Here is a 26,948-nt window from a genome sequence, read left to right as displayed (position 1 = left end):
CACTCTGATTCATGGCTGAGTATCGGATCAACGAGCTCGCGGACGCGTCGGGAGTCAGTGTTCGCAACATCCGCGTCTATCAGGACCGCGGATTGCTCCCGCCTCCGACGATCCGCGGCCGCACCGGCTGGTACTCCGAAGAGCATCTGGTCCGTCTCAACCTGATCTCCCGCATGCTCGAGCGTGGCTACACCTTCGCGACGATCAGCGAACTGCTGCACGCCGCCCACTACGGGATGAAGGTCGAGCACGTGCTGCGCGGCGAACCCAAGGGCGGCCGCTTCCGGAACTTCAAACGCGCCGCGACGATCACGATCACCGAACTGCGCAAGACGCTCAATGCCTCGGACAAATCGATCGCGCTCGGCCAGAAACTCGGCCTGCTCGTCAAGGACGGCGCCCACTACGCGATCAAGAACCCCGAGGTTCTCGAGGGTGCCGAGGTGCTGGTCAAGAGCGGTGTCGACATCGACGTCCTGCTCGATCGGTTCGTTAGAGTGCAGGACGACCTCGAAGACGCGGCGCGCAGTTTCGTCTCGATCATCACCGACAAGTACTTCGACGAGAAGCTGCCAGAACTCGGTGAGGCCAATGTCAGCAAGATGGCCGAACTCATCCAGACGGTCCGACCGATGGCTCACGACATCGTCGAGACCACATTTCGCAAAGCCCTCGACGACGAGATCTCGAAGGCCATCGGCGAGGCGTCGACCTACTTCGACGCCGCATCAGGCGGACCAGACGCAACCGCGGGCGGGGACGCGGTTGCGGACGGGGAGGCAGCCGCGGGTGGGGAGGCGGTCGCCGAGGAGTCGACCTATGAGGCATCGCCGTCGAATCTGACAACGGGTAGTGTTACATCAGAAGATGTCATTCGCGAGTAGAGAGCACCACACGGGGTGGAGTGGAGACGTATGAAGACTCGGAACTGGGCGCTCGGCGCCGCGGCGCTCGGGCTCGGTTCGGTGGCGGTCGGTGCGGGCACCAACCTCGCGGGGATCGCGCGCGGGGTGATGTCGTCGGCTCCGGCCGTCGACGATGGACCCGATGACCTGCTGGCCGACCCGACGGCACCTCGCGTGCAGCGCAGCGTGGCGAGCATCGACGGGACCAAGCTGAACGTCGAGTTGTACGGTCCCGATCCTGCAGCCGCCGACACCGGTGACGTGATCGTCGCGGTACACGGGTGGACCTGCAACACCCACTACTGGAATCCGCAGATCAACCACTTCGCGGGTGAGCGTACCGTCGTCGCCTACGACCAGCGCGGGCACGGGCTCAGCGAGCTCGGACGACGCAGGCCGACTGTCGACACCCTCGGCCACGACCTCGACGCCGTGCTCGGCGCCGTTGTCCCGCCCGGTCGCAAGGCGATTCTCATCGGCCACAGCATGGGTGGCATGACCATCATGTCGTGGGCCAAGCAGCACCCCGAGAAGGTGTCGACGACGGTGTCGGCGGTGGTGCTCGCGTCCACGGCGGCGCGCGGCGTTGTGCAGAACCACATGCTCATCCCCGAGGGGTTGCCGCGTTACAGCAGGCCGTTCGTGCCCGCGGTCAGTCGAATCGTCACCAGTGCGTCGACACCATTGCCGCACGGCCAGTTCACTTCTCGCATATCCCAATACGTGGCGCTCGGCTCAGAGGCACGCGCGTCGCATGTGGAGTTCGTCGACACGATGATCATGGCGTGTTCGCCTCGTGCGCGCGGTCGGTGGGGTGCGGCGATGGGCCGCCTCGACGTCGCGGCCGGACTCGATGCGCTGAGCGTTCCGACGACCGTGATCGTGGGCACCGACGATCGGCTCACCCCTCGCCGACACGCCGACGAGATGGCAGACATCCTGCGCCGCAACGGTTCTCTGCGTGACGAAATCATCTTCGACGGCGTCGGGCACATGTCGACGATCGAGGCCGCGCAGCGCGTCAACGAGCTGCTCGACGACGTCGTCGGCGAGGTGTCGCGCACCCAGGTGCAGGCCGCTCAGTTCTGAGGCGCGCTGACCAACGGGAGGCTCAGGGCGACCGCCGCCGCGCTCAATCTCCGGCCACGAACTCGCCAGTCTCGTGGTGGCGCGGCCGGGTGCACACGGCGTACACGATCCAGTCGGCCGCGATAGTCGGTCAGAGTGAGCAGTTCACCAGCACCGGCTCGGGGTGCAGCGTGACGCCGAACGCCTCGTACACGCCGGTGCGTACGTCGCGTGCGAGGTCGAGGAGTTCGTCGGCGGTCGCCCCGCCCCGATTGGTCACTGCCAGTGTGTGTTTGGTCGACAGTCGTGCGGGTGAGGCAGGGCCGGGATAGCCCTTGGCGTATCCCGCCCGTTCGATGAGCCAGCCCGCCGAGAGTTTGACGCCGTCGGCGACGGGGAACGCGGGCATGGAGATGTCGGCGCCGACGCGGTCGCGGATGCGTTCCATGACTGCGGGTGCGTCGCCGGACCCGATGATCGGATTGGTGAAAAACGAACCGGCACTCCAGGTGTCGTGGTCGTCGGCGTCGAGCACCATGCCCTTGCTGCGGCGCAGCCCCAGTACCGTCTCGCGGACGCGAGAGGCGTCGACACGTGAATCGCGTGCGACGTCGAGTCGGTCGGCGAGGTCGCGGTATCGCAGAGGCTGACTGAGGCGATCGTCGTTGAGCCAGAACGAGACTGCGACGACGACGAAATCGTCGCGGTACTTCAGGTTGCTCGTCCGATAGCCCAGTCCGAGTTCGCCGGGGGACACCCAGCGCAGCGTTCGTGCTCGCCTGTCGAGTACCTGCACGCTGCGCAAGATGTCAGCGACCTCGACCCCGTATGCGCCGACGTTCTGCACCGGCGTGGCGCCTGCGGCGCCCGGGATTCCCGAAAGGCATTCCAGCCCACCGAATCCCGCATCGATCGTTGCTGCGACGAGCGAGTCCCACGCCACCCCGGCGTCGGCGGTCACGTGCGCGCGACCCGATTCGCGGCCGGTGCCGAAGTTGATGTGTCCGCTCTCGATCACGACGGCGGTGCCATCGAACCCATCGTCGGAGATCAACAGATTCGATCCTCCGCCGATGACGAGGACCCGTTCCGACTCGGCGTCGAGTGCGGTGATCTCCTCGACGACGCTGCGGGTGTCCGGGCAGTGCACGATCGCGTGTGCCGGTCCGCCGACCCGCAGAGTGGTCAGATCGGCGAGCGGCGCGGATTGCAGGGCGGAGGGGTTGTCGATCACGGTGTAACGGTAACCGAGCGCGCGCTGTCGGGACCGATGGTGCGCGCTCGCTCGGGTAATGTCCTCACCCATGGCGAGCACGCTGAATCACACCGTGACCTACACGTTCTCCACCGCGCGGTACTGGGAGATCATCACCAACGAGCAGTATTGGCGTGATCTGCTCCAGATCATCAACTCGAGTCACGGCGTGCTCGAGTCGTTCTCCCTCGACGGCGACACCGTGGCCGTCGAGATGAAGCAGGGCATCCCCGAGGACAAACTGCCGTCGATGATCACCAAGGTTCGCCCCGGCGACCTGGAGATCCCGCGTCGCAACGTGTTCACGCGTAACGGTGAGACCATCAGCGGGACCATGACCGCGTCGGTCACCGGCGCGCCCGCGACGGTCGAGGCCACGGTGTCGGTGACGGGCGATCCAGCGTCGATGCAGTACAGCGGCAGCGCGAATGTCTCGATCCCGTTCGTCGGCGGCAAGATCGAGAAGGCCGTCATCGACGAACTGATCAAGCTGCTCGACGCCGAGCACGACGAGACCGTCACCTGGGAGCAGTCCAACCACTGAGCTGGTGGCGAGAGGACGCGCTACGGCGCGGGTAGGCGCCGGTGCCGGTTTTTGATGGCCGTACCCTGCTCGGTTAGCCTGAAACGCATGGCACGACGGCTCAGTTACTCAGCGCGCTACTCGCATCCCGTGGAGAAGCTCTACGAAGCGCAGAGCACAAAGCAGTACTGGGACGACATGATGGCGGGGTTCCAGATGATCTCGCCGCACTGCGAGGTCGAGGATTTCCGATCCGACGAGACCGGCATGAGTGTTGTCCTCAAGCAGACCATCGGACGCGATCAGCTCCCGGCACTGGCGCAGACCGTGCTGATGAAGGACATGGTCATCACCCGCGAGGAGTCGTTCGGTCCGTTCGACCCCGACAACACCAAGGGCGATTACAACGCGTCGATTCCCGCGGGTCCCGGCAGCCTCAACGGCTGGCAGGAGCTGTTTCCCACGGAGACGGGCTGCACGATCCGCAAGACGACCGAGGTCAAGGTGTACATCCCGTTCGTCAACGGCAAGCTCGAGCAGTTGATGCTGGTCAACCTCGTCGACCTGTTCCGCGCCGAGGCCGAGTACGCCGCCGACTGGATCACGAAGAACCTCTAGCGCCTTGCCTGAGCGCGGAGCCGGCTCCGACAAGCGCGGCTCCGGCAAACCGACCGGGCGGATCACTCGCGGCACGACGAACATCAACCGGCTCCGCCGCGTCGATCGTTGGATGGCCTCCGATGCGTCGGTGCTCACCGCGCTCGGCGAGGTGAACGCACCGCTCGTCGTCGACCTCGGTTACGGCGCGCGACCCGACACCACGGTCGAGATGGCGCAGCGGTTGCGAGCGGTGGCGCCCGATCTGGAGATGGTCGGACTCGAGATCGATCCCGAGCGCGTCGTCGAACCTCGTGACGGTGTGCGATTCGGTCTCGGTGGGTTCGAACTCGCGGGATTGCGACCGCAGCTCATCCGTGCGTTCAACGTGCTCCGGCAGTATGACGAGGACGAGGTCTGGCCCGCCTGGCGTCGATTGATGGACCGGCTCGGACCGAACGGCGTGATCGTCGAGGGCACCTGCGATGAACTCGGTCGACGCTGCACGTGGGTGTTGCTCGACGCTGACGGACCCCGCAGCCTCACCCTGAGCTGGGCTCCCGCTTACACGAGCCGACCGTCGGAGGTCGCCGAGCGGTTACCCAAGGTGCTCATCCACCGCAATGTGCCCGGCGAGCCCGTGCACGACCTGCTCGTGGCTGCTGATCGGTGCTGGGACGTCGCGGCTCCGCACGCCGCCTTCGGCCCGCGCGCTCGGTGGCGCGAAACCCTGCGACTGTTGTCCGAGGCGGGTGTTCCGGTCGAGCCCACCCGCAGGCGCAGCGTAGACAATGTATTGACGGTTCCGTGGTCCGTCGTTACGCCGACGGAGTAGCCGAGACCGTCTCGACGGTCGGGGTCGGGCAACTACGCTTGCCACATGCGCATCGCAATGGCACAGATCAACTCCAGCGATGATCCGAGCGCCAATCTCGTCATCGTTGCCGACGCCGCGGCACAGGCTGCAGGCGACGGAGCCGACCTCGTCGTGTTCCCGGAGGCGACCATGTGCCGCTTCGGGGTTCCGCTGGGCTCGATCGCCGAACCGCTCGACGGACCGTGGGCCACGCGGGTCTCGCAGATCGCCGTCGACCGGCAGATCGTGATCATCGCGGGCATGTTCACCCCCGCCGACGACGGTCGGGTGTTCAACACCCTGCTGATCGCGCATCCCGATGGTCGCCGGGAGTCGTACGACAAGATCCACCTCTACGACGCATTCGGGTTTCTCGAGTCCAAGACCGTTGCCGCAGGCGACAAACCGGTGATCGTCGACGTCGCGGGCACCGCGGTCGGCGTCGCCACCTGCTACGACATCCGATTTCCCGATCTGTTCACGACCCTTGCCGATCGCGGGGCGCAGATCATTGCCGTGCCTGCGTCATGGGGTGCGGGGCCGGGAAAGGTTGCGCAATGGAAAGTGCTCGCGACGGCGAGGGCACTCGATTCGTCGTGCTATGTGGTTGCGGTCGGGCAGGCAGAACCCGAGGATCCGGACCTTGCGCGGGGCAGTACACCAACCGGTGTAGGCCACAGCCAAATCACAGATCCCTTGGGTACGGTGGTCGCCGCGTACGGGTCCGGAGAATGTGTCCGGGCTCACGACATCGACCTAGCGGCGGTGGAGACGGCACGGACGCGCATCGCCGTCCTCGCCAACCGGAAATCCATCTGACCGATCTCGGCCCAAGCACTCACCACCGAGCTTGTGCGCCACGGATCGACGACCACGGACCGAAGGTGCTCTGACCATGACCGACAACGAGAAAGAACCCCAGGCGCGGCCAGGCGACGCCGACGCGTCGGCAACCCCCGACAGCGAATGGGCGCCGGTGGCCGACTCGACTTCGTCGTCGTCGCACGCTGGGGTCTCATCGACCGATCACGCGCCAAGCGATCACGCTCCTGCCGATCACGCCCCGACCGAGCAGTTCGCGGCGGCGCCGACCGAGCCCGGGCCGCGGGCGTACTCGGCGACCGACGGTGGAACCCGGTCATTCGAGCAGGGTACGGCGACGACTGTCATCGATCCGGCCGATCCCGCGGGCGAGCCGGTCCTCACCTCACCTGTGCGTCGGCGTCGCACCGCCAAGATCATCGGCATCACTGCGGCTGCGCTGGTCCTGGTACTCGTCATCGGCGCGGTGGCGTCGGAGCTGATCCTGCGTAAGCGGGTGACGGACTGTCTCGAGCAGCAGTTCAGCAGCCTCACCGGGGTGCCTACGACCGTCTCGCTCAGTAAGAAGCCCATGCTGCTGCAGGCCACGGGAAGTGAGATCCCCTGGGTGCAGGTCGACACCGCGAACGATTCTGGCGCGACCCGGTTGCACATCCGTGCCGACCGGATCGACGCCGAGAGTGACAAGACCACCGTCGGCTCGCTCGACGGCAGCGGCTACGTCCCGTTCTCTCGCGTCGTCGAACTCGGTAAGCAGGAGACGGGCGGCAGCGGCACGGGCACAGGCGGTACAGGCGGTACCGGTACCGGCGGGAGTGGCACCGGAACCGATCAGAGTGGTGCCGGTGGGATCGTCTCCGGCGCGAACATCGAGTCCATCACGGGTAACGAGGCAGACGGTACCGTCGACGTCAGTACGTCGTTCAACCTGGGATTCATCCCGATCCCGGTGAGCGCGACGATCAAACCCACGACCGAGAACGGTCACATCAAGTTCGAGGTCGTCAAGGCCAACGCCTTCGTCTTCGGCATCCCTTCCGACTATGCCCAGCAGATCGTCGACGGCGTGTCCAAGACGATGTTCGGCCCGTTCTTCGATCAGGTGAACGTCAAGAACCTCAAGGTGACCAACGACGGCGTCGACTTTGCCGTCGACGGCGACAACCTCACGCTGACCAACTCCGCCACGGGTGCCAACGACAACACGAATGGCTGCAACGTCCTCTGACCTCGCCCGACCGATCTGGGACCAATCCCTGGCCGCAGGGGTAGTTCCACAACGTCGTCGCAGGCCGGACTCGTGCGGCATCGGTACCCTCGAAGGGGGATGTCCGATTTTTCGCCGCGACACCCACCCGCCCCCGTGTTGGAGGAGAACATGACCGCGCTGCTCTTGATCATCATCGTCGTCGTCCTCGTGGTTGGGGTGGTGGTGGTGTCGCAGCAGCGTTCGGGCGCGAGCAAGGCCCGCAGCCTCGACGACGCCAAGGCCGACGCCCGACAGGTCATCGAACGTCTCGGCGGCCAGGTGTACATGCTGGTCGGCGACTCACCTGCGTCGAAGCAGGCACTCGCCGATGCCGGGGAGCGCTACACGGCGGCGGGCTCGCAGATCGATCAGGCCAACTCACCCGCACAGGCCCGCCTCGCGAAGCAGACCGCGATCGAAGGCCTCTACTACATCCGTGCGGCGCGCACCGCGATGAACATGGACCCCGGCCCGGCAATCCCTGAGCTCGACGGTCAGCGCAGCGCGGGCGCCGTCACCGAGGACCGCACCGTCGAGTTCGACGGACGCCAGGTCGAGGCGTCGCCCGCTCCGTCGTCGCGGACCCCGAACTACTATCCGGGCGGCCGGGTTGCCGGACGCCCTGTACCCGCCGGGTGGTACTCCGAACCGTGGTGGAAGCCCGCACTGGTCGCAGGTGCATGGGGCGTCGGCTCCATGCTGCTCTTCTCGACGTTGTTCTCGGGCATGCACGGAGTGCCTTACGACGCAGCCGCATTCGAGAACGGCGCGGGCGACGGCTCCGACATGGCAGGCATCGACGGAGGCGGCGACGACTTCGGTGGTGACGGCGGCGACGACTTCGGTGGCGGCGATGGTTTCGACGGCGGCAGCGGTTTCGACGGTGGCGGTGACGGGGGCTTCGACTTCGGCGGCTTCGACTTCTGACCGTCGACCGGGCGCTCTATCCCGCCGACTGTGCGCGAAACTAGTTGAACACCACGGTCTTTCGTCCGTGAACCAGCACGCGATCCTCGAGATGCCAGCGGAGTCCGCGTGACAGCACGAGCGTTTCGATGTCGCGGCCCTGACGCACCATGTCGTTCACCGAGTCGCCGTGATCGATACGGGTGACGTCCTGCTCGATGATCGGCCCGGCGTCGAGGTCGGCGGTGACGTAGTGGCACGTCGCGCCGATGAGTTTCACGCCGCGGGCGAAGGCCTGATGGTAGGGGCGCGCTCCGACGAAGCTCGGCAGGAAGCTGTGGTGGATGTTGATGGCCTTGCCGGCCCACCGATCGCACAGCTGCGGCGGCACGATCTGCATGAAACGGGCCAGGACGACGGCATCGGGGTCGAGGTCGTCGACGATCGATGCCACCTTCTCGAAGGCACCCTGCTTGTCGCCCGCGGGAAAGGGCACGTAGTGGAACGGCACGCCGAACCGCGTCGTGAGTCCCTCGAGGTCACGATGATTGCCGACGACGGCCTTGACGCGGGCGGGTAGTTCGCCGCGGTCGGCGCGACCGAGCAGATCGGTGAGGCAGTGCCCCTCCTTGCTGACGAGCAGCACCACCGACTTCTGCACCCCGCTGTCGGTGAGTCGCCAGACGGTGTCCGGTCCGAAATCGGCGATGGCCGCGGCGAACCGCTCGCGAAGATCGTCGACGTCTGCCGAGACCGAGTCGGCGCGGACGGCCTGGCGTGTGAAGAACCAGCCGGTGTCGGGGTCGGAGTGATAGGCGGCCTCGGTGATCCAACCGCCGACGTCGGCGAGGAACGTCGAGATCCGCGCGACGATACCGGTCCGGTCCGGACATCCGAGGGTCAGCACATACCGTCGGCTCGAGGCGTCTGGGCTGGAGGCGTCTGTGAGGGTCACACCACTCAGTGTGCCAAGCTCGCCTATGTGACCAACACCGACCTGACGCGCTCCGACGTCGCCGCGATCGTCGACCACACACTCCTCAAACCAGAAGCCACGCGCGCCGACGCCGAAGCGGCGATCGCCGAGGCCGCCGACCTCGGCGTCTACGCCGTCTGCCTCTCACCGTCGATGTTGCCGATCGCGACGGGCGCTCAGAAGTCGTGCGTCGTGGCGGGCTTTCCGTCGGGGAAGCACCACTCGCTGGTCAAAGCTGCGGAGGCGCGGCTGGCCGTCGACTCCGGTGCTGACGAGGTCGATATGGTCATCGACGTCGGAGCAGCGCTGGCGGGCAACTTCGAAGAGGTATTCGTCGACGTGCTGACCGTGCACGAGGCGATCGGCGACGCCGCGGTGCTCAAGGTGATCGTCGAATCTGCCGTACTCCTCGACGTTGCGGGTCACGAGACTCTCGCCGAAGTGTGTCGTCGCGCAGTGGCGGCAGGCGCAGGATTCGTCAAGACGTCGACGGGTTTCCATCCGGCGGGCGGCGCGTCGATCGAGGCCGTGCGCATCATGCGTGACACCGTCGGCCAGACTGTCGGGGTGAAGGCCAGCGGTGGCATCCGCACCGCCGACTTCGCGGCAGAACTCATCGAGGCCGGGGCGAGCAGGCTCGGACTGTCCGGCAGCCGCGTGGTGCTCGACGGCTTCCCCGAGTAGCGTTCTGGAGCCCGCGGCGCTGTCGTGAGTGAATGTGTGCCGTATCGAAGGATGCGGGCGCTGCAGCACACACATCCTTCGGTTCGACACACATTCTCCGGTCAGTCGAGGGCGCGCTGCCTCCAATCTTCGACGACGCCCACACGATCGACGACTACGCGGCTGCGCTGCGTACCGCCCTGCGCGCATCGGTCATGGCGAGGTCGGCGTTGATCATCGCGCCGGCCTGCGTGCCCGCTGCAGCCGCTGCGCCGACCATGGCCATCGGATCTGCGCAGTTCCCCGCGGCCCACACGCCCGCGAGTGGGGTCCGACCGCCCATCTCGGTCGGAATGAACACACCCGCCGGAGTCGTGGTCGGTTCGCCGCCCAACGACTCGTACAGTGCGGTTCTCGCGACGAAACGCGGTGCGACGACCAGCGCGTCGAGTTCCACTTCGCTGCCGTCGGCCAAGACCGCGGCGCGTAGATTCCCCGACGCATTTGTGTCCAGCCGGGCCACCGGACCTGCGGCGTGCTCGACGCCGAGTGCGTCGAACATCGCGCGGTCGTCGTCGGACAGCTGCGGCATGCCGTGATCGATCACCGTGATGTGCGGACTCAGCTGCCTGAACAGCAGTGTCTGATGCGGCGTGGCCGGTCCCGTACCGAGGATTCCGATGCGCTTTCCACGTACCTCGTACCCGTGGCAGAAGGGACAGTGCAACACGTCTGTGCCCCAGAGTGATTCGATACCCGCGATGTCGGGTAGTTCGTCGACGAGTCCGGATGCCAGCAGCAACCGGCGGGCGCGCAGTGTCGTTCCGTCGACCAGAGCTGCGTCGAAGGTGGTGTCTCCGTAGGACTCCGCGGTGTCGAATTCTGTGCGCGTGACCGACTGTACCTCTCCCGAGATGATCTGTGCGCCATAGGATTGCGCTTCTTCGCGACCGATGGCGACGAGCTGCGACGGCGAGACTCCTTCGCGGCCGAGGAGGTTGTGTGCTCCCGCGGCGGGCGCGTTGCGGGGCTTGCCCGCGTCGACGACCGCGACCGAGCGTAAGGACCTGGCCAACGCGACGGCGGCAGCCAAACCTGCTGCGCCACCGCCGATCACGAGCGCGTCATACGTGACAGTCGATGTCTGTGGCATGAAAGTGTCTCCGTTCTCAGAGAGTTGTGTCGGTTGTGCTGTGCGGCTTGGTGATCCACATCCTGCGGCCGCTGCGTACGTTCAGGTCGGTGCGCCGGGCGAGCGACGACGGCGACTCGGCGTCCACCAGTGCATCGATGGCGGCGAGGTCGTCGACGGTCAGATCGTCGGCGAGGCCCACTCGTATCCGCGACAGCCACGACGCGCCGTACCGGAGGACCGTCGGAGTGATCTCGGAGATCTCCACAGAGAGGTCGACGCCCTCGACGACGTCGAGATCCGCCCGTGAAAACGCCTGTGTCCAATCCGCGAACGGGTTCATCTCGTGGCTGCTCATCGCCGCGACGATGCGTTCTTCGAGCGGATCGTCGTTCGGCAGAAACAGTGGGGGAGAGGTCATCTCGATGATGGCGAGTACTCCGCCCGGCCGCAGATGCGCAGCCGCGGTGCGGAGGAAGGCGTCGGGATCGGCGATGTGATGCAACGACGACGACGCCCAGAGGACGTCGGCGTCGGGGAGCGCAGCCGGCCAGCCGTTGTCGAGGTCGGCGATCGCGGTACGCACGGTCGGGTGGCCCGCCGCGTCGATGTGGGCGGTCATCTCGGGAGAGGCGTCGACGCCGATGATCTCTGCGGTCGGAAATGCGCGTGCGAGGGCGCGAACCCCGACGCCCGTGCCTGCGCCGATATCGACGATCACCGACGGCTCACGCCCGAGTGCCGCGCGGATTCGGTCGGTTGCCGTGTCGAGGTATGTGCCCATGACGGCGGCGTCGAGTTCGAGCATCTCGACCATGTCCTCGCCCTGGTGCTCGTGTTGATGTCCATGCTCGTGCTGGTGTCCGTGGCCGTGCCGGTGCGGGTGTGAATCGTGTCCCATGGCTTCGAGGTTAGCCAGCCTGTGCGTTTGAGGCATATCATCTTGCGTATGGAGCAAGAACTCGACGAGGTGGTCCGACAGCGCATCCGCGGCCTCCGACTCGCGAAAGGCTGGACGCTCGACTCGCTGGCGTCGCGCTGCGAGATGAGTCCGTCCACGTTGAGCAGGATCGAGACCGGGGGTCGACGCGTCGCCCTTGACCAGATCGTGGCCATCGCGCGCGCACTCGGCACGTCCGTTGACCAACTCGTCGAGCCTGCGTCGGACGAGGACGTGGTGATCCGGCCGCAGCCGCACGACAGTGAAGGCGTGACCGTGTGGCCGCTGTCCGGTTCGGACACGCCGGGCGGGGTGTCGGTCGCCAAGATGAGGATCGTCCCGGGAGCGCCCGTCGACCCCAAGAACCTCGGGGTGCATCCCGGGCGCGAGTGGTTCACCGTGCTCTCGGGGACCGTAGAGCTGTGGCTCGGCGACCGTGTGATCTTGGTTCCCGCAGGTCAGGCGGCCGAATTCGCAACGATGATCCCGCACGCGATCCGAGCACGCGACGGTGCCGTCGAGATCTTGTCGATCTTCGACCACGACGGTGAGCGTGCCCACCTCGGGCCTGTGCGTCAGGCGTGGTCGACGAAAAAAGGTGCCGGAGGGAAGTGAGTCGAAGGTTCCTCACAGGTCTTCGACGGCGCTCCCTCATATGCGATCGCTATTGTGTATTCGATGTCCGAGAATGTAATGCCCAGTCGCCGCACGGTGCTCGCCACCGGTGGTTTGGCGACCGTTGCGGCAGTTGTGCTCGCGGCGTGCGGCAAGTCGAACGACACCCAAGCGGCGAGCGGTCCCAAGAAGCCGACGGCCCGCGTCGAGTACACGCCGTCGCTGACCGACGAGGCTGCGCCGAACCCGACCGCAAAGGTCGAGGTCAAGGCCATTGATGGGGTCCTCAACCCCGACGTCAAGCTCCTCAACCCGTCCGGCAAGGCCATTCCGGGCACCATGTCCGACGACCGCACGACCTTCACCGTCACCGAGCCGCTCGGATACGGCACCACCTACACGTGGCAGGGCAGTGCGACCGGATACGACCGGATGAGCACTCCGGTTGAGGGCAAGTTCACCACTCTGGACCCGAAGACGCAGCTCAACGTCGTCGTCAACATCGCAGACGGTCAGGAAGTGGGCATTGCCGCGCCGCTCATCCTGAAGTTCGACGGCACCGTCGACAACAAAGAAGCTGTCGAGAAAGCACTCACACTGACGACCGAGCCGCCCACCGAGGGCGCGTGGGCCTGGCTCGGCGAGGACAACGGCTCGCGCGTGCACTGGCGTTCCAAGGAGTACATGGCTCCCGGCACCAAGATCCACATGTCGGCCAAACTGTACGGCCTCGACCACGGCGACGGTGCCTACGGCGCGGCCGACGTCACCAGCGACTACGTGGTCGGACGGTCGCAGGTCGTCAAGGCCGACGCAGGGAGTCACCAGATCGTCGTCGTGCGCGACGGCGCGACCCTCATGACGCTGCCGTGCAGTTACGGGCAGGGCGACGTCGACCGCAACGTCACGCGCTCGGGCATCCACGTGGTCAGCGAAAAGCACGAAGACTTCTACATGAGCAATCCGGCCGCGGGGTACTTCAACGTCCACGAGCGTTGGGCCGTCCGCATCTCCAACAACGGCGAGTTCATTCACGCCAACCCGGAAACCGTTGGCGTGCAAGGGGCGTCGAACGTCACCAACGGGTGTATCAACCTTTCGCTCGAGAACGCGCAGCAGTATTTCAACACCGCGATCTTCGGCGATCCGGTCGAGGTGACCGGCACACGGATCGACCTGTCGGAAGCCGACGGCGACATCTTCGACTGGACCTACGACTGGCCGACGTGGAAGTCGATGTCGGCCATCAAGGGTGAGCCACGCACGGCGTCGGCTCCCGCGACACCCAAGGGCGCCCCCACGTCCGTAGGCGCGCCCAACTAAGGCCCAACCAAACGGTCCCCGCCCTACCCGGTGCGAACGTTGCGCCGCGCCGATGCCTGATCGCGCGGCCGGATGACGATCTGGTCGAGGTCGACGTGCGGCGGTCGAGAGGCGACGAATCCGACGACCTCGGCGATGTCGTCGGCGGTCAGTGGGGTCACTCCCGAGTAGACGGCGTCGGCGCGCTCCTTGTCGCCGCCGAAACGCACCAGCGAGAAGTCGGTTTCGACCATCCCCGGGCAGATCTCGGTGAATCGGATCGGCTTGCCCAGCAACTCGAAACGCAGCGTGCGGTGCAGCACGCCCTCGGCGTGCTTCGCCGAGGTGTAGCCGGCGCCGTTGTCGTAGACCTCGAGCGCTGCTGTAGAGGTGATCGTGACGATCAGACCGTCGCCCGACGCCTCCAGTGCGGGCAGCAGGGCTTTGGTGACCCGCAGCGTGCCGAGAACGTTGGTCTCCCACATCCAGCGCCAGTCGTCGAGGTTCGCCGACGCGACCGGGTCGAGTCCCTTGGCGCCTCCCGCGTTGTTGACGAGGAGGTCGACGCGGTCGAGGCCGTCGACGAATCGGGCGACCGACTCGTCGTCTGTGATGTCGAGTTGCCTTCCGGTGCCGCCGATTTCGGCCGCGAGCTCGGTGATGCGATCGACGCGCCGCGCACCGACCACCACGTGGTAGCCCTGCGCTGCGAGGGTGCGCGCGATGGCTTCGCCGATACCTGAGCTCGCTCCGGTCACCACGGCGACCTTCGCGTTCTCGATGTGCGCTGCGGTGGTGTCGGCGTCGGGCGAGGTCTGGCCGGTCGGAGCGTCGGAGGGTGTGGTCATGGGCTTCACTTTATCGAGTCCGAGTACCTCGACCGATGTCGCTGCGTGGGCTGCCACGTCCGACCACGACCGCGCTGCTACATTCAGCGCATGTTGCGTGGAGTCGTCCCGGCGACACTGCAGATCGGCTCGACGCCTGCTGCAGCCGTGCTGCACGCGATCCGGGTCGGCGCGCCCATCACCCGCGATCGGCTTGCCGACGTCACGGGGCTGTCCCCGGCAACCATCAACCGCCAGGTCACGGCACTCGCGGGTCAGGGTTTGGTCACCGAGAGGCCAGACCTCGTCAGCCCGGGCAGCATCGGACGGCCCAAGAATCCGCTGACCCTCGACCGCGACACGCTGTGCGCGGCCGGCATGCACATCGGCGCACGCCGCACCCTTTTAACCATCGTGGATCTGGGTGGGCGACCTCTCTACAGCCATGCGGTGCTGACCCCGCGCGGCGACGCCGACGCCGCGCTCGCCGAACTCTGCGGGCAACTCCGCGAACTCGCCGACCGATTCTCGGGGCGACGCCTGCTCTGGGGTGGCGCGGCGGTCGGCGGTTCGGTCGACGCGGCGTCGGGCACGGTCGACCATCCGATCCTCGGGTGGCATCGCGCGCAACTCGGACCAGCGCTGGCAGACGCACTGGGTGTGCCGGTCTCGGTCTGCGAACACGTCGAGGCCATGGCCGCGGCCGAACTGTTGCTCGGCCAGACGATCATCGACGCCGCGTCGGGCCTGTTCTTCTATGCGCGCGAAACCACCGGCATGGCCATGACGCTCAACGGTCGTGTCCACATCCCGGCACGCGGCGCGGGCAGCATCGCGCATGTGCGGGTCGACGCCCCGGTGCTGTGTCCCGGGAGTGGCGCGACACTGTCCGACGTCATCGGCAGCGAGCCGACGTTGCGTGCGGCCAAGCGACTGGGGATCTCACCGGACGCATCGCCGATCGTCGACGAACGCGCACGCATCCTCGGTGAGGTTGTCGCGACGTTCCGTGATGCGCTCAACCCGGATTCGGTCGTCGTCGCAGGAGACGCCTTCGCCGCGCATCCACACGGCCTCGCGCCGGTGCAGGCGGCTTTCGACGCCGCGTCGCAAACCGGCTGGCCGATGGAACTCACGCCGTCCCTGTTCGGGGTCACGGTGCCCGAGGGTGCGGCAATCGTGGTGGCGCTCAGCGTGATCTACGCAGATCCGGTCGCCTCGCTCGCGTAGGCGAACTGGTATGTATCCGGAATGACCTGGGGTGCAGTCATTCTGGCGCTCACGGGGCTGCTCCTGGTGTTCCTCGCGATCTCCGGAGTGATCATCTGGTGGCCTGGGCTTCGCCGTCTGCGCAGCCGCTTTCGGGTGCGAATCGGCAAGGGGCGCTTCGCACGCGACTACGACCTGCACAGGTGTCCAACGCCATCATCGACGACTGGGCGCAGCCGACGTTGCACTATGGCGTTTCCGTGAACGCGTGGTGGCGGGTGTTCTGGTTCGTCCTCGGCATGGCGCCACTGTTGCTGTTCCTCACCGGCCTGAGCACGTGGCAATTCCGGCGTCGAACGGCCCGCAGGCGGAGAGCGGCCCGGAAGGCCGCAGCGCAGGTGTGACCTTCGATTACACGTGGCGGGCAATTCGCCCTTAGAGTGAGCGATATGTCGAGCTCCCCCCTGACGCTGCCGCGTGACGTCTCCGCGACCATGTCCATCTCCGTGACCGCACCGACCGAACTCGAGATGCAGATCGCGGTGGCGAGGATGCCCGGTCTCGAACTCGACGAGAAGCTCGTCGTCGCGGTCAACGGCGACGAGATCACCCCGGAAGAGATCATTGATCCGCACGGCGGGCGCATTCACCGGCTGAACGTGGAGTCGGGTGTCGTCGCCGTCAACTACACCGCGGCCGTGACCGCGCCCGCAGACCCGGTGGCGGTCGCTCCGACGGACCGCTCGATGTACCTGCGTCCCAGCCGATATGCCGAGTGTGACAAGTTCTTCGGGTTCGCCGCCGGACAGTTCGACGCCTCGCTCCCCGCGGGTGAACTCCTCGACCACGTGACCGCATTCGTCGAAGACCGCCTCGACTACATCCCCGGCGCGAGCGACCCGATCGACGGCGCCGTCGACACCCTGCTCGCGGGTGCGGGCGTCTGCCGCGACTATGCGCACCTCGTCGTCGCGTTGTTGCGTGCGTTGAACATTCCCGCTCGATTGGTCGCCGTGTACGCGCCCGGATGCGACCCGATGGACTTCCATGCTGTCGCCGAGGCGCTGATCGAGGGGCAGTGGGTCGTTGTCGATGCGACAAAGCTGTCACCGCGACAGAGCCTCGTGCGCATTGCCACCGGTCGCGACGCCGCCGACACCGCTTTCCTCGACAACCACAACGGCTCGATCTCGCTGGACAACTACCAGGTCATGGCGACGGTCCGTGGTGAGCTGCCCATTGACGATGGCAAAGAGCGCATCAGCATACGATGAACCGATGCATGCACTGACATGTCCCATCTGTAATGCGCTGTCGGGCTTTCTCGGACAGCAATGCCCCAACTGTGGCACGACGGTCGGTATCCACCTGCCGAGTCGATCGCTGGTCGTCGCCTCGGACGACGGCGTCGACATCGACGGCGAACGCTGGGTGCGCTGCATCAATTGGGACAGCGGTTGCAACTGGATGACCCCTGCCGAGTTCTCCGAGGAGGACGCGGGCATGCGCGGTCGGTGCTTCCCCGATTCGCTGCTGCGCAAGATCCCCGACGCCGACGACCCGATCGGTCGCGAGAAGCTGCCGTCTGCGCTGTCGGATCTGCGCATGCTGGTCTATCAACTCGTCGACCTCGGCCTGCCCGTCGAACCGTTCTGGCGCACCGACGGCGGGCTGGCTTTCGACTTGCTGTCGAGCCAGACGCTCGGTAGGCCGGTGACGATCGGACACGCGAACGGCGTCGTCACCATCGACCTCTCCGAGACCCTGGACGCCTATCGCGAGCGGCTGCGCGTCGATCTGGGTGAGGCGTACCGCACGATGCTCGGACACTTCCGGCACGAGGTTGGCCACTACTACGAGAGCATTCTCGTCGAGAACGGCGACGGCGCCGACCGATACCTCGAGAAGTGCCGTGAACTCTTTGGCGATGAACGTGCGAGCTACAGCGACGCCATCGATCGTCACTACAAGTTCGGCGCGCCTGCCGACTGGGCCGACTCCTACATCTCCGAGTACGCGACGATGCACCCGTGGGAAGACTTCGCGGAATGCTTCGCCCACTACCTGCACATCACCGGAACCATCGACACCGCACGGGAATCGGGCGTTCGGCTCGACAACGACCAGGTGCGTTTCGCGATGGACCGCGACATCATCCCGCTGCAGTCCTACGCCGACCAACCCATCGAACGTCTTCTCTACGACTGGAAGTGGTTGGGCACCATGTTCAATCGCGTCAATCAGGCGATGGGCGCGCGTCCGCTGTACCCGTTCGTCATCCCGCACCCGGTTGTCCGCAAGCTCGGCTTTGTCCACAAGGTGATCCGCGAAACCGACAAACGCTCCGCGCACGACGACCCGCTGGTCGACCAGGTCGCCGCGCCGGCGTGAGCCGAGCCTAGAGGGCTTGCTTGCGCAACTCGACGACGAGCTCGAGAAGTGCTGCGACGTCGTCGGTGTCGGCGATCCGGTAGCGGGCGCCGGTGGTGCCGTCGCCCACCTTGACGCTGATGTCATTCTCGCCGGTGAGGTGCGCGAACGCCTTCTCGTCTGTGACGTCGTCGCCGATGTAGACCGTTGCGTCCGAACCGAACTGGGTCTCGAGTATGTCGAGCGCGTGACCTTTGCTCGTCTCGATGACCGCGAGTTCGATGACCATCTTGCCCTCGGTGACCTGAACCCCCGGCCATGACGCGGGCCCCGACCGTGCCTGCGCAAGAGCATCGTCGGCGACGTCGGGTTCCGCATTGCGCACGTGCAGCGCGGCGCTGATCGGCTTCACCTCGACCGTCGTGCCTGGATGGGTGTCGGCGATCTCGTTGAACGCCTTGACGATTCGATCGAGGAGGGCGCGCTCGTCGTCGGTGACCTGCTCGCCGAACCCCGTGGTGAACTCGGTGCCGTGGCTGCCGACGAGGGTCACCGCGTCGTCGTCGAGACCCGACAGCGCACGAAGGTCGTGAAGCGAGCGGCCCGAGATGACCGCGGCCTCGGTGTCACGTAGTGCACCCGCGGCGCGGATTGCCGAGATTGACGCCTCGTTGGGTTTGGCGTCCTGTGGACGTGACACGATGGGCGCGATGCAGCCGTCGTAGTCGCTCGACACCAGCAGTCGGGACACGGTGACCGTGTGTGCTACCGCATCACGCAGGTCGTCGGGAATTCCCGTGTCGCTCACGAATTCTCGTCCCCACGATCGGTGTCGTCGGAGCCGCCGCTGGAGACGAGTTGGACTCCACGGTTGGCCGACGACGTCGTCTCCGTCGTCGACGTGAGGGTGTCGAGGAAGCTCTTCGCCCATTTCTCGACGTCGTGGGTGAGTACCTGCCTGCGTAGTGCCCGCATGCGACGCTTGCCCTCGGCCTGTGTCTGCTCGACCGCTGCGACGATGGCGTCTTTCACGCCGTCGAGGTCGTATGGGTTGGCCTGATAAGCGGTGCGCAATTCTGCTGCGGCACCGGTGAATTCACTCAGGACCAGCGCGCCGCCCAGGTCGCTGCGGCACGCGACGTACTCCTTGGCGACGAGGTTCATCCCGTCGCGCAACGGCGTCACGAGCATGACGTCTGCCACCACGTAGTAGGCGAGCAGGTCGTTGCGGGGCACCGATCGATTCAGATACTCCACCACCGGATGGCCCACTTCGCCGTACTGTCCGTTGATGTTTCCGACGAGCTGCTCGATCCCCGCTCGCATACGGACGTAACTCTCGACGCGTTCGCGGCTCGGGGTCGCGAGTTGGATCATGACGATGTCGTGTGGGTCGATGCGACCCTCGTCGAGCAGTTCCGACAGTGCGCGTAGACGCACGTCGATGCCCTTGGTGTAGTCGAGTCGGTCGACGCCGAGCAGGATGGTCTTGGGATTGCCGAGTTCCTTGCGGATCTCACGGGCGCGGGATCGGATGTCCTTGGACTTCGACTGGGTGTCGAGCTCGCCGGAGTCGATCGAGATCGGGAAAGCGCCGACGCGAACGGTCCGGAACCCGACCTGCACCACTCCGAAGCGCGACCGCACGCCCACCGTGCCCTTGCTCGTGGCTTGGCCTGCGAGGCGTCGGGCGAGGTACAGAAAGTTCTGAGCGCCACCGGGCAGGTGGAACCCGATGAGGTCGGCCCCGAGGAGGCCCTCGATGATCTCGGTGCGCCACGGCAACTGCATGAACAGTTCGACCGGGGGGAACGGGATGTGCAAGAAGAAGCCGATGCGGAGATCGGGGCGCAGCATGCGCAGCATCTTCGGGACGAGCTGGAGCTGGTAGTCCTGCACCCACACGATCGCCCCGTGCGCAGCGGCTTTCGACGTCGCTTCCGCGAATCGACGGTTGATCTCGACGTAGGCGTTCCACCACTCGCGGTGGTACTCGGGTTTGACGATCACGTCGTGGTAGAGCGGCCAGAGTGTGGCGTTGGAGAAACCCTCGTAGTACTCGGCGATCTCCTCGGCCGAGAGGGGGACCGAGCGGATGCTGATGCCGTCGACTTCGGCTTCCTCGGAGTCCGATTCGGCAGCACCTGACCATCCAACCCACGCGCCCTTGTGCTTGCGCAAGATCGGCTCGAGTGCCGTCACCAGACCGCCGGGACTGCGTTTCCAGGTGACGTTGCCGTCGGAGTCGACCACCTTGTCGACGGGCAGTCGGTTGGCTACGACGACGAATTCAGAACCGCCGGGGTCGCCGCCTGCGCCGGACGGGCGGGATTGGAGATCAGGGAGTCCGCCTGGCTGGGGTGGGCGTGCGCCGAAGGTGGCCTCCGAGTTGTGCACGCCGGACGTTGCGGATGCGTCGGTGTCGGAACAGTCGGATACCTCTTCGGATCCCGGGTTCACGACTCAGGCGTTCTCGCCCGGAGCGATCCCCAACATGGCAAGCAACATCCGGCACTCGTCGGCGTCGGTGGCATACGCGGCCACAACGCGTCGTGCGGAACTGGCGGTCTCGTCGGCCACCGGCTCCAGCTCTTCGTCGGCGATGTCAGTGGTCTTGGGGGGCATTTCGTCCTCTCGGCTTGCTGTTGCGCGAGGTTGTGTCATGCGCAACACCCGATCTTACCCGCTGACGACGGCCAGTACTCACAAGACCTCACCAGATCCCAATACCTCACCAGCGTCGTCGTGCGGCGCGTGCCTCGCGGCGACGACGCGCCCAGTCGGGTGCCACCGGCAGCCGCGGGCGGCGTAGTGTGCGCGCGACGAACTCGCCGAGCGTGACGCCCGCGGCCAGCGCGCAGCCGACACCGAGCGCTGCCGCCATCCAGGTCAGTCCGGTCAGGGTCTGGTCGTTGAGCACGCCGTAGAGCGCGCGGTAGACCGCCAGACCGGGTAGCAGCGGGGTGATGCCCGCGATGGCGACGACCAGAGGCGGGACGAGAGCGCGTCGAGCGAGCAGGCCGCCGACCAGGCCGACGCAGGTGGCGGCGAGACCGCCGGCGATCACGTCGCCGACCGGCAGGAAGACCGTGATGGAGGCGACGCCCGCACCGATCAGGCCACCGAGGAACGCGATCGGCAGGGCTCGACGCTCGGCGTAGCTCGCCAACGCGAACGCGAAAGCGGCGACGGCGCCCGCCGCGACGCGAATGGGGACGTCGACCGGAGCGAACTCCGTCGAGGTGGTGATGGTCGGTAGATAGATGCCGACAGAGCTCATCAAGCGCAATCCGATACCGACGCCCGCGATGATGCCTCCGGTCATGAGCAGCAGTTCGAAGAAGCGGGCGACACCGGTGATCGGCGCACCGGTGATGGCGTCCTGCACCGAACCGACCAGCGAGAGTCCACTCAACAGCACGACGATCCCCGCGGCGATGACCTGCGACGGCGTGATCGACAGGCTTTGCCACCCGGTCTTCTCGCCGAGTTCGTACACGAGCGCGGCAGGGACGACGGCGATGAATCCGCCCGCGACCTGCTGGAAGAAGATCGGCGTGCCGATCCTGTTGAGTCGGCGGTTGAAGGAGACGGTGACAACGGTGGTGAGCCAGGCGAGGACGGCAACGACGACGTCACCGCCGAGGAGCACCGAGATGCCCGACGCCATCAGGCCCCAGGCGAAGGTCGAGACCCAGTAGGGGTAGGGGTGTTTGGCGGCGATGATCTGGTCGACGATCCGGTGCGCCGTCGACGGCGTGATCGCCGAGTCCCTGATGCGACGCACCAACCGGTCGACCGCCGCGAGGCGTGTGAAGTCGAGCGATCGGTAGTGCACCGTCTGCATCGTCGTGATCGGGGGAAGGGTTGCGCCGCGTCGAGCGACGACGACGATCGTGTTGTACGTGACGTCGACGTCGACATCCTCGACGCCGTAGATGCTTGCGACGAACCGGATCTGCGAGGAGGTGTCTATCGCTCCGGTTCCCGAGTCGAGCAGCACGGCACCGATCTTGGTCGCGAGGTCGAGCACCTCGGTGATCGCGCCGACGTCGAACCGGTCGATCGGGCGGCGCGGCGCCACCATGATGCTGCCCGGTTCGATCGTGTCGATCGTCGCCTGCCTCGTCCCGGTGAGGCGGCGGACAGCGCGCCCGATATACTCACGCACGCATGCCTCCTTAGCTCAGTGGTAGAGCACTCGCCTTGTAAGCGAGCGGTCGTCGGTTCAATCCCGACAGGGGGCTCCACCCGTTCCGGTTGAATTCGCGACGCCTGATCCCCCACATCGGGGCCCCTGATCCGACGTCCCGCGTAAGTGTGGGGTCGGATGATCCCTTGGCACAAACCAGCAGGCCGAACCACTGATCGCCCCTATCATTGCGGCGTGAACAGCGCAGTCGATGCAGTGGCGGACCGGACGGTCTATCGGGGTCAGACGTCCGGCAACGTCGACGTCTGACGTGGCATCCGGTACGCCACACCGCCGACGGGCGATCTCCGGTGGCGTCGCGCGCGGCCACTCGAGCCGGGGTCGGGAATCGTCGACGCGACCGCGTTCGGGGCTGTGGCGCCGCAGGAAGTGAATCCAGGCGTCCCGATGTCACCCGACGCGATCAAGAGTGAGGACTGCCTGTTCCTCAATGTCTGGGCGCCGTCGGGCGCGGCGGGAAATGGCCGGCGGCTGCCGGTCATGGTGTGGATTCACGGTGGCGCATACGTTTTCGGTGCAGGCACACAGCCCATCTACGACGGCGCCCACCTCGCGTCGACGCAGAACATCGTGGTCGTGACACTGAACTACCGACTCGGCGCGCTCGGCTTCGCCGACCTCGGTGCGGGCGGTTCTGGTGCAGGAGGGGTCTCCGACAGCGCCGCCGGTGGACGATACGAAACCAACGCGGCACTCAGCGACGTCCTCACCGCGCTGCGCTGGGTGGCCGACACCATCGACGCGTTCGGCGGCGATCCGGACAACGTCACGGTCGCGGGCGAGTCGGCGGGTGGCGGCATCGTGACGACGCTGTTGACGATGCCGCTCGCACGAGGACTCTTCCACCGGGCCGTCGCGCAGAGCTCTCCGGTGACCTCGGTCTACGACAGAGCGCGAGCCGCGTACGTCGCCGAGAGGCTGACTGGTGCGGTCGGAGGCACCTGTGGCGACATCGACAGTTTTGCGGCGTTGGACACCGACAAGGTTGTCGCCGCCACGATGAAGGCGTTCACCGGGGTGCCCGCCGCACATCCGGGCACCATCCCCTTCTCTCCGGTGGTCGATGGCGATCTCGTGCCGCGACATCCGATCGACGTGTACCGCGACGGTGAGTCACTGCCGATCCCACTTCTCATCGGCACCAATCGCGACGAGGCCGCGCTCTTCAAGTTCATGAAATCGCCACTGATGCCCATCGCCGAGCCCGCGATCATGCAGATGTTCACCGCGATCGCGACGGAGTACCCGGAGGTCTCGATCCCCACGGCCGAGCGCGTCGCGGCCGCATATCCGGGTACCAAAGCCAAGTCCATGGGCCTCGACGTCGCGCGCGACATGGCGTTTCGGATGCCGACGGTGTGGGCGGCGGAGGGCCACGCGGGAGTCGCTCCCGTCCATCTCTATCGATTCGATTGGTCCACACGGCTGTTGCGCGTCATAGGGATTCGCGCGTCGCATGCCACCGAGGTGCCATACCTGTTCGGCTACTTTCCAAGCGGCAAGGCAGGCTTCCAGTTCTGGCTCGGAGGTCGACGGATCGGCGAGCGAATCGCCGCGGACATGCAGGCGCGGTGGGGTTCGTTCATCCGCGACGGCGACCCGAACTCCGGTCTCGACTCGACTGCGAGCACGTGGCCGACGTTCACCACGGACCGTCGGGCAACGCTTGTCATCGACGCTCACGACAGCGTCGTCGACGATCTCGACGGGCCACTGCGTGAAGCCTGGGGCGACGAGGTCCTCGGGTTCCGCTGAGTAATCGTTATCGGAATGTACCCGATTTGCGTTCTCGAATGAGACGGCATTAACCTTACGTCTCAGACTCTTCTTACCCGCAAGTAAGAAGTGGATGACGTGGAGGGGAACAATGCGCAGATTCTTGGGGACATCTCTGCTCGCAGCGGTGGTTGTCACGCTCGGGTTCGTCGGAGTGGTCGCGGGGACGCCGCAGGCATCGGCGAGTGATCGTCTCGACAGTGTCCTCAATCTGCCGCTGGTCAATCGTGACGCGTCGAACGGACCGGGTGGCGTGAATCCGGCGTTGCCCACCGATCCGACGGTGCTCCGCTCGCTACTCGACGAAGCGCGCGGTCGTTCGATCGCGCCGTCGTCGTATCGCGCGCTGCTCTTCCAGTACTGGCTCGCCGACACCACGAAGGCCGCGGGCATCGATCTCGCGTCGTGGAACCCGCGAGCGGGTGTGAGCGCCAATCGACAGAATCTGGTTCGTTCGTACCGCTTCTACGAGAATCTGCAACTGTCGCACCGCGAACTGCAGTGGGCAGGCATGGGCGGGCTCGTCGGCGCCGACTTCGGCGGTGGACTCCTCGACTTCGAGCTCGCGACCAACATCTACGACTTCGCCCGCCTGCAGCCTATTGCCAATGCGATTGTCGGACAGACCAATACGACCCTCGGGCCGGTATTCGTCGACAAGCTTCCGCGCGGTCTGCGCGCACTGGCACGCGTCGGAGCCACCATCTCGGCCGACGATCTGCGCAAGATCCAGGGCGACATCCTGGTGATGCAGAAGAACATCTTCTCCGATCTCATGCCCATGCACCGTGCCTATGTGGTCGGCGGGCTGCCCGCACTCGAGGAGATGAACCGCGCAGGACTGTTCAACGGTGAGATCATGAACGCCTGGGCGCAGATCGCCTCCAAACAGCCCGACGCGATCGCGGCAGGCAACGCGCGTCTGCTGCGGCGTGAGCAGGGTGAGGTCATCAAGGACCAGTGGGACGCGACCCGCGCCTACAAGGGCGATGTCGGCGAGGCGATGACCTATGCGAGCACGGTTGCGGGCTCGCCGTCGGTGGCCGGGGTCATCCCGCCCCGCTCGTTCCGTTCCATCGAGGTCCACGGCACCGCTCCGGATGGACGGCGCGCGACACTGACTGTGCCGCTACCGGATTGGAACTGGTCGGTGTACCCCGAGCGCTGGGCCTACATCACCGATCAGCTGTTGCCCAAGTACAAGGATCAGGTCAACAACCACTGGCCGGAGCTCGAAGCGACGCTGCGCAAGCCCTACGATCAGCAACTGGAAAGCCACCGCCCGATGTGGAACATCGCGCCCATGCTGCAGTCCGCCCTGGAGACGACGAAGGTGACCTATCAGTGAGTTACACACCAAAGACGGTGCGCCACAACCGACGACGCGGAGCGCTCGGAGTAGTCCTCGCCGTCGCTGCGCTCGCGGCAGCGGTGCTGTCGGCACCCGCCGCCCACGCCGCACCACCCAATCGCACACCGGGACTCGGCGAAGTCTTCAACGGCTACGTCGTCGGCACGTTCACCAACGGCAGGCTGGCAAGTCCCGACGAGGTGATCAAGCCACTCACCTCCGGCGACCCGTTCTACGCCGAGCCGCGTCTGCGTGGCGACGAGAAACCGGGCACCGTGCTCAAGGCCAAGAAGGTCGACGTCCAGTTCACCGGATTCCGTCCGGGCAAGCTCGACGCCTACAAGCTGATGTATGTCACGCGCGGACTGCACGACGAACCCGAGATCAGCACGGGAATCCTGATGGTGCCGGTCGACGGCCGCGACAACGCCACCCGGCCGCTCGTCGGCTATCAGTTCGCCAACGACAGCGTCGGTGCGTACTGCCACCCGTCGTCGATGTGGACCGGAGCCGATCCGCTCGACGGTGCGTCGTGGTCGGCGCTCGGACCGCTCGCGCAGATGTTCGGCAAGGGTTACGCGGTGATGATCAGCGACGTCGGTAACGACGGTGATCCCAAGCCGCACGGCGTCTTCGCGGGCAAGTTCGGCGGAAACGCTCTGCTCGACGGCATGCGCGCAGCACTCGCCCACCGACCGGCGGGACTGTCGAAGAACGCCCCCAAGGCGATCTTCGGGATCGCTGGCGGCGGAGTCGGTGCAGCGTTCGGTGCCGAGAAGGCCGCGGCCTACGCGCCCGAGTTGAACATCAAGGGCACCGTGCTCGAGGGCATGGTGGTCAACCAGCGAAACTTCATCCGCACGTCCGACGGCTCGGTCGGTTCGGGCTTCGCGTTCGCGACGCTGCTCGGACTCGAGCCGCGGTATCCGGAGATGAAGATCGACGACAAGCTGACGCCCGCAGGCAAGGCGCTCGCCGACGTGTTCCGCACGCAGTGTCAGACGCCCGCATACTTCGGCACGCCGTTCGTGCCGCTGCGCACACTGTTCAAGGGTGGCAAGAGCCCCGCCGACATCCCTGAGTTCCAGCACGTCTACCGCGACAACATGCTCGGCACGCAGTCGCCGAAGTCGCCGGTGCTGATCGCCTCCTGCGCCAAGGACGACTCGCCGATGTCGCTGGTGCCCGCCGCGGATTCGCGCAAACTCGCCGCGACCTACCGCGCAGGCGGCACCCGCGTCGACTACCAGCCGACGGACTGCAGCATGCTGCACTTCTTGACCAACATGTACGGCTGGGGCACCGACCTCTTCGGGATGCAGACGATCGACTGGCTCGACGCGCGGCTGAAGAGCTGAGGTCTCGCCGGGAGTGATCTCGACAGGCTCGATCA

At 66.1% G+C, this 26,948-nt stretch carries 28 protein-coding genes and 1 tRNA gene; 20 read left to right on the top strand and 9 right to left on the bottom strand.

Annotated features, from left to right (window positions below):
* Positions 1 to 11: 11 nt before the first annotated feature.
* Complete coding sequence (locus A5766_RS02470) at positions 12 to 884, top strand: MerR family transcriptional regulator (RefSeq protein WP_064863283.1); 873 nt, start codon at positions 12 to 14, stop codon at positions 882 to 884.
* A 30-nt stretch (positions 885 to 914) separates the two neighbouring features.
* Positions 915 to 1,994 carry an alpha/beta fold hydrolase gene (locus A5766_RS02465; protein WP_064903265.1) on the top strand — a complete coding sequence of 360 codons (1,080 nt, stop codon included), beginning with the start codon at positions 915 to 917 and terminating at the stop codon, positions 1,992 to 1,994.
* 130 nt (positions 1,995 to 2,124) lie between these two features.
* On the opposite strand, the gene A5766_RS02460 is transcribed toward A5766_RS02465, so the two are convergent.
* Positions 2,125 to 3,207: a UDP-N-acetylmuramate dehydrogenase gene (locus tag A5766_RS02460; RefSeq protein WP_197501274.1), complete on the bottom strand. Its 1,083-nt coding sequence runs from the start codon at positions 3,205 to 3,207 to the stop codon at positions 2,125 to 2,127.
* 70 nt (positions 3,208 to 3,277) lie between these two features.
* On the opposite strand from A5766_RS02460, the gene A5766_RS02455 reads away from it, so the two are divergent.
* From A5766_RS02455 to A5766_RS02430, 6 genes are all read left to right on the top strand, one after another.
* The gene (locus A5766_RS02455) at positions 3,278 to 3,772 is read left to right on the top strand and encodes a DUF2505 domain-containing protein (RefSeq protein WP_064863281.1); all 495 of its coding nucleotides are present in this window, start codon (positions 3,278 to 3,280) and stop codon (positions 3,770 to 3,772) included.
* A gap of 87 nt (positions 3,773 to 3,859) precedes the next feature.
* Complete coding sequence (locus A5766_RS02450) at positions 3,860 to 4,369, top strand: DUF2505 domain-containing protein (RefSeq protein ID WP_005209386.1); 510 nt, start codon at positions 3,860 to 3,862, stop codon at positions 4,367 to 4,369.
* 112 nt (positions 4,370 to 4,481) lie between these two features.
* On the top strand, positions 4,482 to 5,183 hold the full coding sequence (locus tag A5766_RS02445; RefSeq protein ID WP_231894521.1) for a class I SAM-dependent methyltransferase: 702 nt from the start codon (positions 4,482 to 4,484) through the stop codon (positions 5,181 to 5,183).
* A 45-nt stretch (positions 5,184 to 5,228) separates the two neighbouring features.
* Positions 5,229 to 6,023 (top strand): carbon-nitrogen hydrolase family protein, encoded by a 795-nt coding sequence (locus A5766_RS02440; RefSeq protein WP_064903263.1) that lies wholly within the window; start codon positions 5,229 to 5,231, stop codon positions 6,021 to 6,023.
* A 76-nt stretch (positions 6,024 to 6,099) separates the two neighbouring features.
* Complete coding sequence (locus tag A5766_RS24590; protein WP_064863280.1) at positions 6,100 to 7,254, top strand: LmeA family phospholipid-binding protein; 1,155 nt, start codon at positions 6,100 to 6,102, stop codon at positions 7,252 to 7,254.
* A gap of 150 nt (positions 7,255 to 7,404) precedes the next feature.
* On the top strand, positions 7,405 to 8,202 hold the full coding sequence (locus tag A5766_RS02430) for a hypothetical protein (RefSeq protein WP_064863300.1): 798 nt from the start codon (positions 7,405 to 7,407) through the stop codon (positions 8,200 to 8,202).
* Positions 8,203 to 8,242: 40 nt separating this feature from the next.
* On the opposite strand, the gene purU is transcribed toward A5766_RS02430, so the two are convergent.
* Complete coding sequence (gene purU / locus A5766_RS02425) at positions 8,243 to 9,136, bottom strand: formyltetrahydrofolate deformylase (protein WP_064863299.1); 894 nt, start codon at positions 9,134 to 9,136, stop codon at positions 8,243 to 8,245.
* 27 nt (positions 9,137 to 9,163) lie between these two features.
* On the opposite strand from purU, the gene deoC reads away from it, so the two are divergent.
* On the top strand, positions 9,164 to 9,841 hold the full coding sequence (gene deoC / locus A5766_RS02420) for a deoxyribose-phosphate aldolase (protein ID WP_064903261.1): 678 nt from the start codon (positions 9,164 to 9,166) through the stop codon (positions 9,839 to 9,841).
* A 154-nt stretch (positions 9,842 to 9,995) separates the two neighbouring features.
* Here the strand turns inward: deoC and A5766_RS02415 are convergent, their stop codons facing one another.
* Both A5766_RS02415 and A5766_RS02410 read right to left on the bottom strand, forming a co-directional pair.
* Positions 9,996 to 10,973 carry an NAD(P)/FAD-dependent oxidoreductase gene (locus tag A5766_RS02415; protein ID WP_064903259.1) on the bottom strand — a complete coding sequence of 326 codons (978 nt, stop codon included), beginning with the start codon at positions 10,971 to 10,973 and terminating at the stop codon, positions 9,996 to 9,998.
* Positions 10,974 to 10,989: 16 nt separating this feature from the next.
* Positions 10,990 to 11,853 (bottom strand): class I SAM-dependent methyltransferase, encoded by an 864-nt coding sequence (locus A5766_RS02410; RefSeq protein ID WP_231894517.1) that lies wholly within the window; start codon positions 11,851 to 11,853, stop codon positions 10,990 to 10,992.
* Positions 11,854 to 11,901: 48 nt separating this feature from the next.
* On the opposite strand from A5766_RS02410, the gene A5766_RS02405 reads away from it, so the two are divergent.
* Both A5766_RS02405 and A5766_RS02400 read left to right on the top strand, forming a co-directional pair.
* Positions 11,902 to 12,507 (top strand): helix-turn-helix domain-containing protein, encoded by a 606-nt coding sequence (locus tag A5766_RS02405; protein WP_064903255.1) that lies wholly within the window; start codon positions 11,902 to 11,904, stop codon positions 12,505 to 12,507.
* A gap of 78 nt (positions 12,508 to 12,585) precedes the next feature.
* The gene (locus A5766_RS02400) at positions 12,586 to 13,830 is read left to right on the top strand and encodes a L,D-transpeptidase (RefSeq protein WP_156527338.1); all 1,245 of its coding nucleotides are present in this window, start codon (positions 12,586 to 12,588) and stop codon (positions 13,828 to 13,830) included.
* A 23-nt stretch (positions 13,831 to 13,853) separates the two neighbouring features.
* On the opposite strand, the gene A5766_RS02395 is transcribed toward A5766_RS02400, so the two are convergent.
* The gene (locus tag A5766_RS02395; RefSeq protein WP_064903288.1) at positions 13,854 to 14,657 is read right to left on the bottom strand and encodes an SDR family NAD(P)-dependent oxidoreductase; all 804 of its coding nucleotides are present in this window, start codon (positions 14,655 to 14,657) and stop codon (positions 13,854 to 13,856) included.
* Between the two features lie 90 nt (positions 14,658 to 14,747).
* Here A5766_RS02395 and A5766_RS02390 point away from each other — a divergent pair, with 90 nt between their 5' ends.
* The 5 genes from A5766_RS02390 to A5766_RS02375 are packed head-to-tail and all read left to right on the top strand — an operon-like array spanning position 14,748 to position 18,236.
* On the top strand, positions 14,748 to 15,866 hold the full coding sequence (locus A5766_RS02390; RefSeq protein ID WP_064903253.1) for an ROK family transcriptional regulator: 1,119 nt from the start codon (positions 14,748 to 14,750) through the stop codon (positions 15,864 to 15,866).
* Positions 15,867 to 15,887: 21 nt separating this feature from the next.
* Positions 15,888 to 16,109, top strand: a complete 222-nt coding sequence (locus tag A5766_RS24845; RefSeq protein WP_231894516.1) for a PepSY domain-containing protein — start codon at positions 15,888 to 15,890, stop codon at positions 16,107 to 16,109.
* Complete coding sequence (locus A5766_RS24840; protein WP_064903250.1) at positions 16,049 to 16,249, top strand: hypothetical protein; 201 nt, start codon at positions 16,049 to 16,051, stop codon at positions 16,247 to 16,249. Before A5766_RS24845 ends, A5766_RS24840 begins: the two co-directional genes overlap by 61 nt.
* Positions 16,250 to 16,294: 45 nt before the next feature.
* Complete coding sequence (locus A5766_RS02380) at positions 16,295 to 17,119, top strand: transglutaminase-like domain-containing protein (RefSeq protein ID WP_197501272.1); 825 nt, start codon at positions 16,295 to 16,297, stop codon at positions 17,117 to 17,119.
* 4 nt (positions 17,120 to 17,123) lie between these two features.
* Complete coding sequence (locus A5766_RS02375; protein ID WP_064903248.1) at positions 17,124 to 18,236, top strand: zinc-binding metallopeptidase family protein; 1,113 nt, start codon at positions 17,124 to 17,126, stop codon at positions 18,234 to 18,236.
* A 7-nt stretch (positions 18,237 to 18,243) separates the two neighbouring features.
* On the opposite strand, the gene otsB is transcribed toward A5766_RS02375, so the two are convergent.
* The 4 genes from otsB to A5766_RS02360 form a co-directional block, all read right to left on the bottom strand.
* On the bottom strand, positions 18,244 to 19,023 hold the full coding sequence (otsB, locus tag A5766_RS02370; protein WP_064903246.1) for a trehalose-phosphatase: 780 nt from the start codon (positions 19,021 to 19,023) through the stop codon (positions 18,244 to 18,246).
* Positions 19,020 to 20,612: an alpha,alpha-trehalose-phosphate synthase (UDP-forming) gene (locus A5766_RS02365; protein ID WP_442902945.1), complete on the bottom strand. Its 1,593-nt coding sequence runs from the start codon at positions 20,610 to 20,612 to the stop codon at positions 19,020 to 19,022. The genes otsB and A5766_RS02365 overlap by 4 nt, the downstream gene beginning before the upstream one ends.
* A gap of 66 nt (positions 20,613 to 20,678) precedes the next feature.
* Entirely contained in the window at positions 20,679 to 20,879 is a 201-nt protein-coding gene (locus A5766_RS24585; RefSeq protein WP_231894523.1) for a hypothetical protein, read from the bottom strand.
* Positions 20,880 to 20,946: 67 nt separating this feature from the next.
* Positions 20,947 to 22,386, bottom strand: a complete 1,440-nt coding sequence (locus A5766_RS02360; protein WP_064903244.1) for a threonine/serine ThrE exporter family protein — start codon at positions 22,384 to 22,386, stop codon at positions 20,947 to 20,949.
* 4 nt (positions 22,387 to 22,390) lie between these two features.
* On the opposite strand from A5766_RS02360, the gene A5766_RS02355 reads away from it, so the two are divergent.
* The 4 genes from A5766_RS02355 to A5766_RS02340 all read left to right on the top strand — a co-directional run bounded on the left by A5766_RS02355 (position 22,391) and on the right by A5766_RS02340 (position 26,913).
* A tRNA-Thr gene (locus A5766_RS02355) sits at positions 22,391 to 22,465 on the top strand.
* Positions 22,466 to 22,683: 218 nt separating this feature from the next.
* The gene (locus A5766_RS02350) at positions 22,684 to 24,183 is read left to right on the top strand and encodes a carboxylesterase/lipase family protein (protein WP_082965420.1); all 1,500 of its coding nucleotides are present in this window, start codon (positions 22,684 to 22,686) and stop codon (positions 24,181 to 24,183) included.
* 112 nt (positions 24,184 to 24,295) lie between these two features.
* A complete protein-coding gene (locus tag A5766_RS02345; protein ID WP_064903242.1) occupies positions 24,296 to 25,552 on the top strand; it encodes a hypothetical protein in 1,257 nt (418 codons plus the stop codon).
* A complete protein-coding gene (locus A5766_RS02340) occupies positions 25,549 to 26,913 on the top strand; it encodes a lipase family protein (RefSeq protein ID WP_005209357.1) in 1,365 nt (454 codons plus the stop codon). The genes A5766_RS02345 and A5766_RS02340 overlap by 4 nt, the downstream gene beginning before the upstream one ends.
* The last annotated feature ends 35 nt before the right edge of the window (positions 26,914 to 26,948 follow it).

Source organism: Gordonia sp. 852002-51296_SCH5728562-b, from assembly GCF_001665475.1.
Taxonomy (GTDB): domain Bacteria; phylum Actinomycetota; class Actinomycetes; order Mycobacteriales; family Mycobacteriaceae; genus Gordonia; species Gordonia sputi.
The sequence above is the reverse complement of the archived record's forward strand: the minus strand, read 5'-3'. Positions and strand labels throughout refer to the sequence as shown.

Coding starts and splice junctions, on each gene's coding strand:
- A5766_RS02405 (WP_064903255.1), top strand. CDS start 11,902: ATGGAGCAAGAACTCGACGAGGTGGTCCGACAGCGCATCCGCGGCCTC.
- A5766_RS02450 (WP_005209386.1), top strand. CDS start 3,860: ATGGCACGACGGCTCAGTTACTCAGCGCGCTACTCGCATCCCGTGGAG.
- A5766_RS02445 (WP_231894521.1), top strand. CDS start 4,482: ATGGCCTCCGATGCGTCGGTGCTCACCGCGCTCGGCGAGGTGAACGCA.
- A5766_RS02470 (WP_064863283.1), top strand. CDS start 12: ATGGCTGAGTATCGGATCAACGAGCTCGCGGACGCGTCGGGAGTCAGT.
- A5766_RS02455 (WP_064863281.1), top strand. CDS start 3,278: ATGGCGAGCACGCTGAATCACACCGTGACCTACACGTTCTCCACCGCG.
- A5766_RS24845 (WP_231894516.1), top strand. CDS start 15,888: ATGACCTGGGGTGCAGTCATTCTGGCGCTCACGGGGCTGCTCCTGGTG.
- A5766_RS02390 (WP_064903253.1), top strand. CDS start 14,748: ATGTTGCGTGGAGTCGTCCCGGCGACACTGCAGATCGGCTCGACGCCT.
- A5766_RS02440 (WP_064903263.1), top strand. CDS start 5,229: ATGCGCATCGCAATGGCACAGATCAACTCCAGCGATGATCCGAGCGCC.
- A5766_RS24590 (WP_064863280.1), top strand. CDS start 6,100: ATGACCGACAACGAGAAAGAACCCCAGGCGCGGCCAGGCGACGCCGAC.
- A5766_RS02465 (WP_064903265.1), top strand. CDS start 915: ATGAAGACTCGGAACTGGGCGCTCGGCGCCGCGGCGCTCGGGCTCGGT.
- A5766_RS24585 (WP_231894523.1), bottom strand. CDS start 20,879: ATGACACAACCTCGCGCAACAGCAAGCCGAGAGGACGAAATGCCCCCC.
- A5766_RS02430 (WP_064863300.1), top strand. CDS start 7,405: ATGACCGCGCTGCTCTTGATCATCATCGTCGTCGTCCTCGTGGTTGGG.
- A5766_RS02400 (WP_156527338.1), top strand. CDS start 12,586: ATGCCCAGTCGCCGCACGGTGCTCGCCACCGGTGGTTTGGCGACCGTT.
- A5766_RS02380 (WP_197501272.1), top strand. CDS start 16,295: ATGTCGAGCTCCCCCCTGACGCTGCCGCGTGACGTCTCCGCGACCATG.
- A5766_RS02345 (WP_064903242.1), top strand. CDS start 24,296: ATGCGCAGATTCTTGGGGACATCTCTGCTCGCAGCGGTGGTTGTCACG.
- A5766_RS02375 (WP_064903248.1), top strand. CDS start 17,124: ATGCATGCACTGACATGTCCCATCTGTAATGCGCTGTCGGGCTTTCTC.
- A5766_RS02395 (WP_064903288.1), bottom strand. CDS start 14,657: ATGACCACACCCTCCGACGCTCCGACCGGCCAGACCTCGCCCGACGCC.
- A5766_RS02410 (WP_231894517.1), bottom strand. CDS start 11,853: ATGGGACACGATTCACACCCGCACCGGCACGGCCACGGACACCAGCAC.
- A5766_RS02415 (WP_064903259.1), bottom strand. CDS start 10,973: ATGCCACAGACATCGACTGTCACGTATGACGCGCTCGTGATCGGCGGT.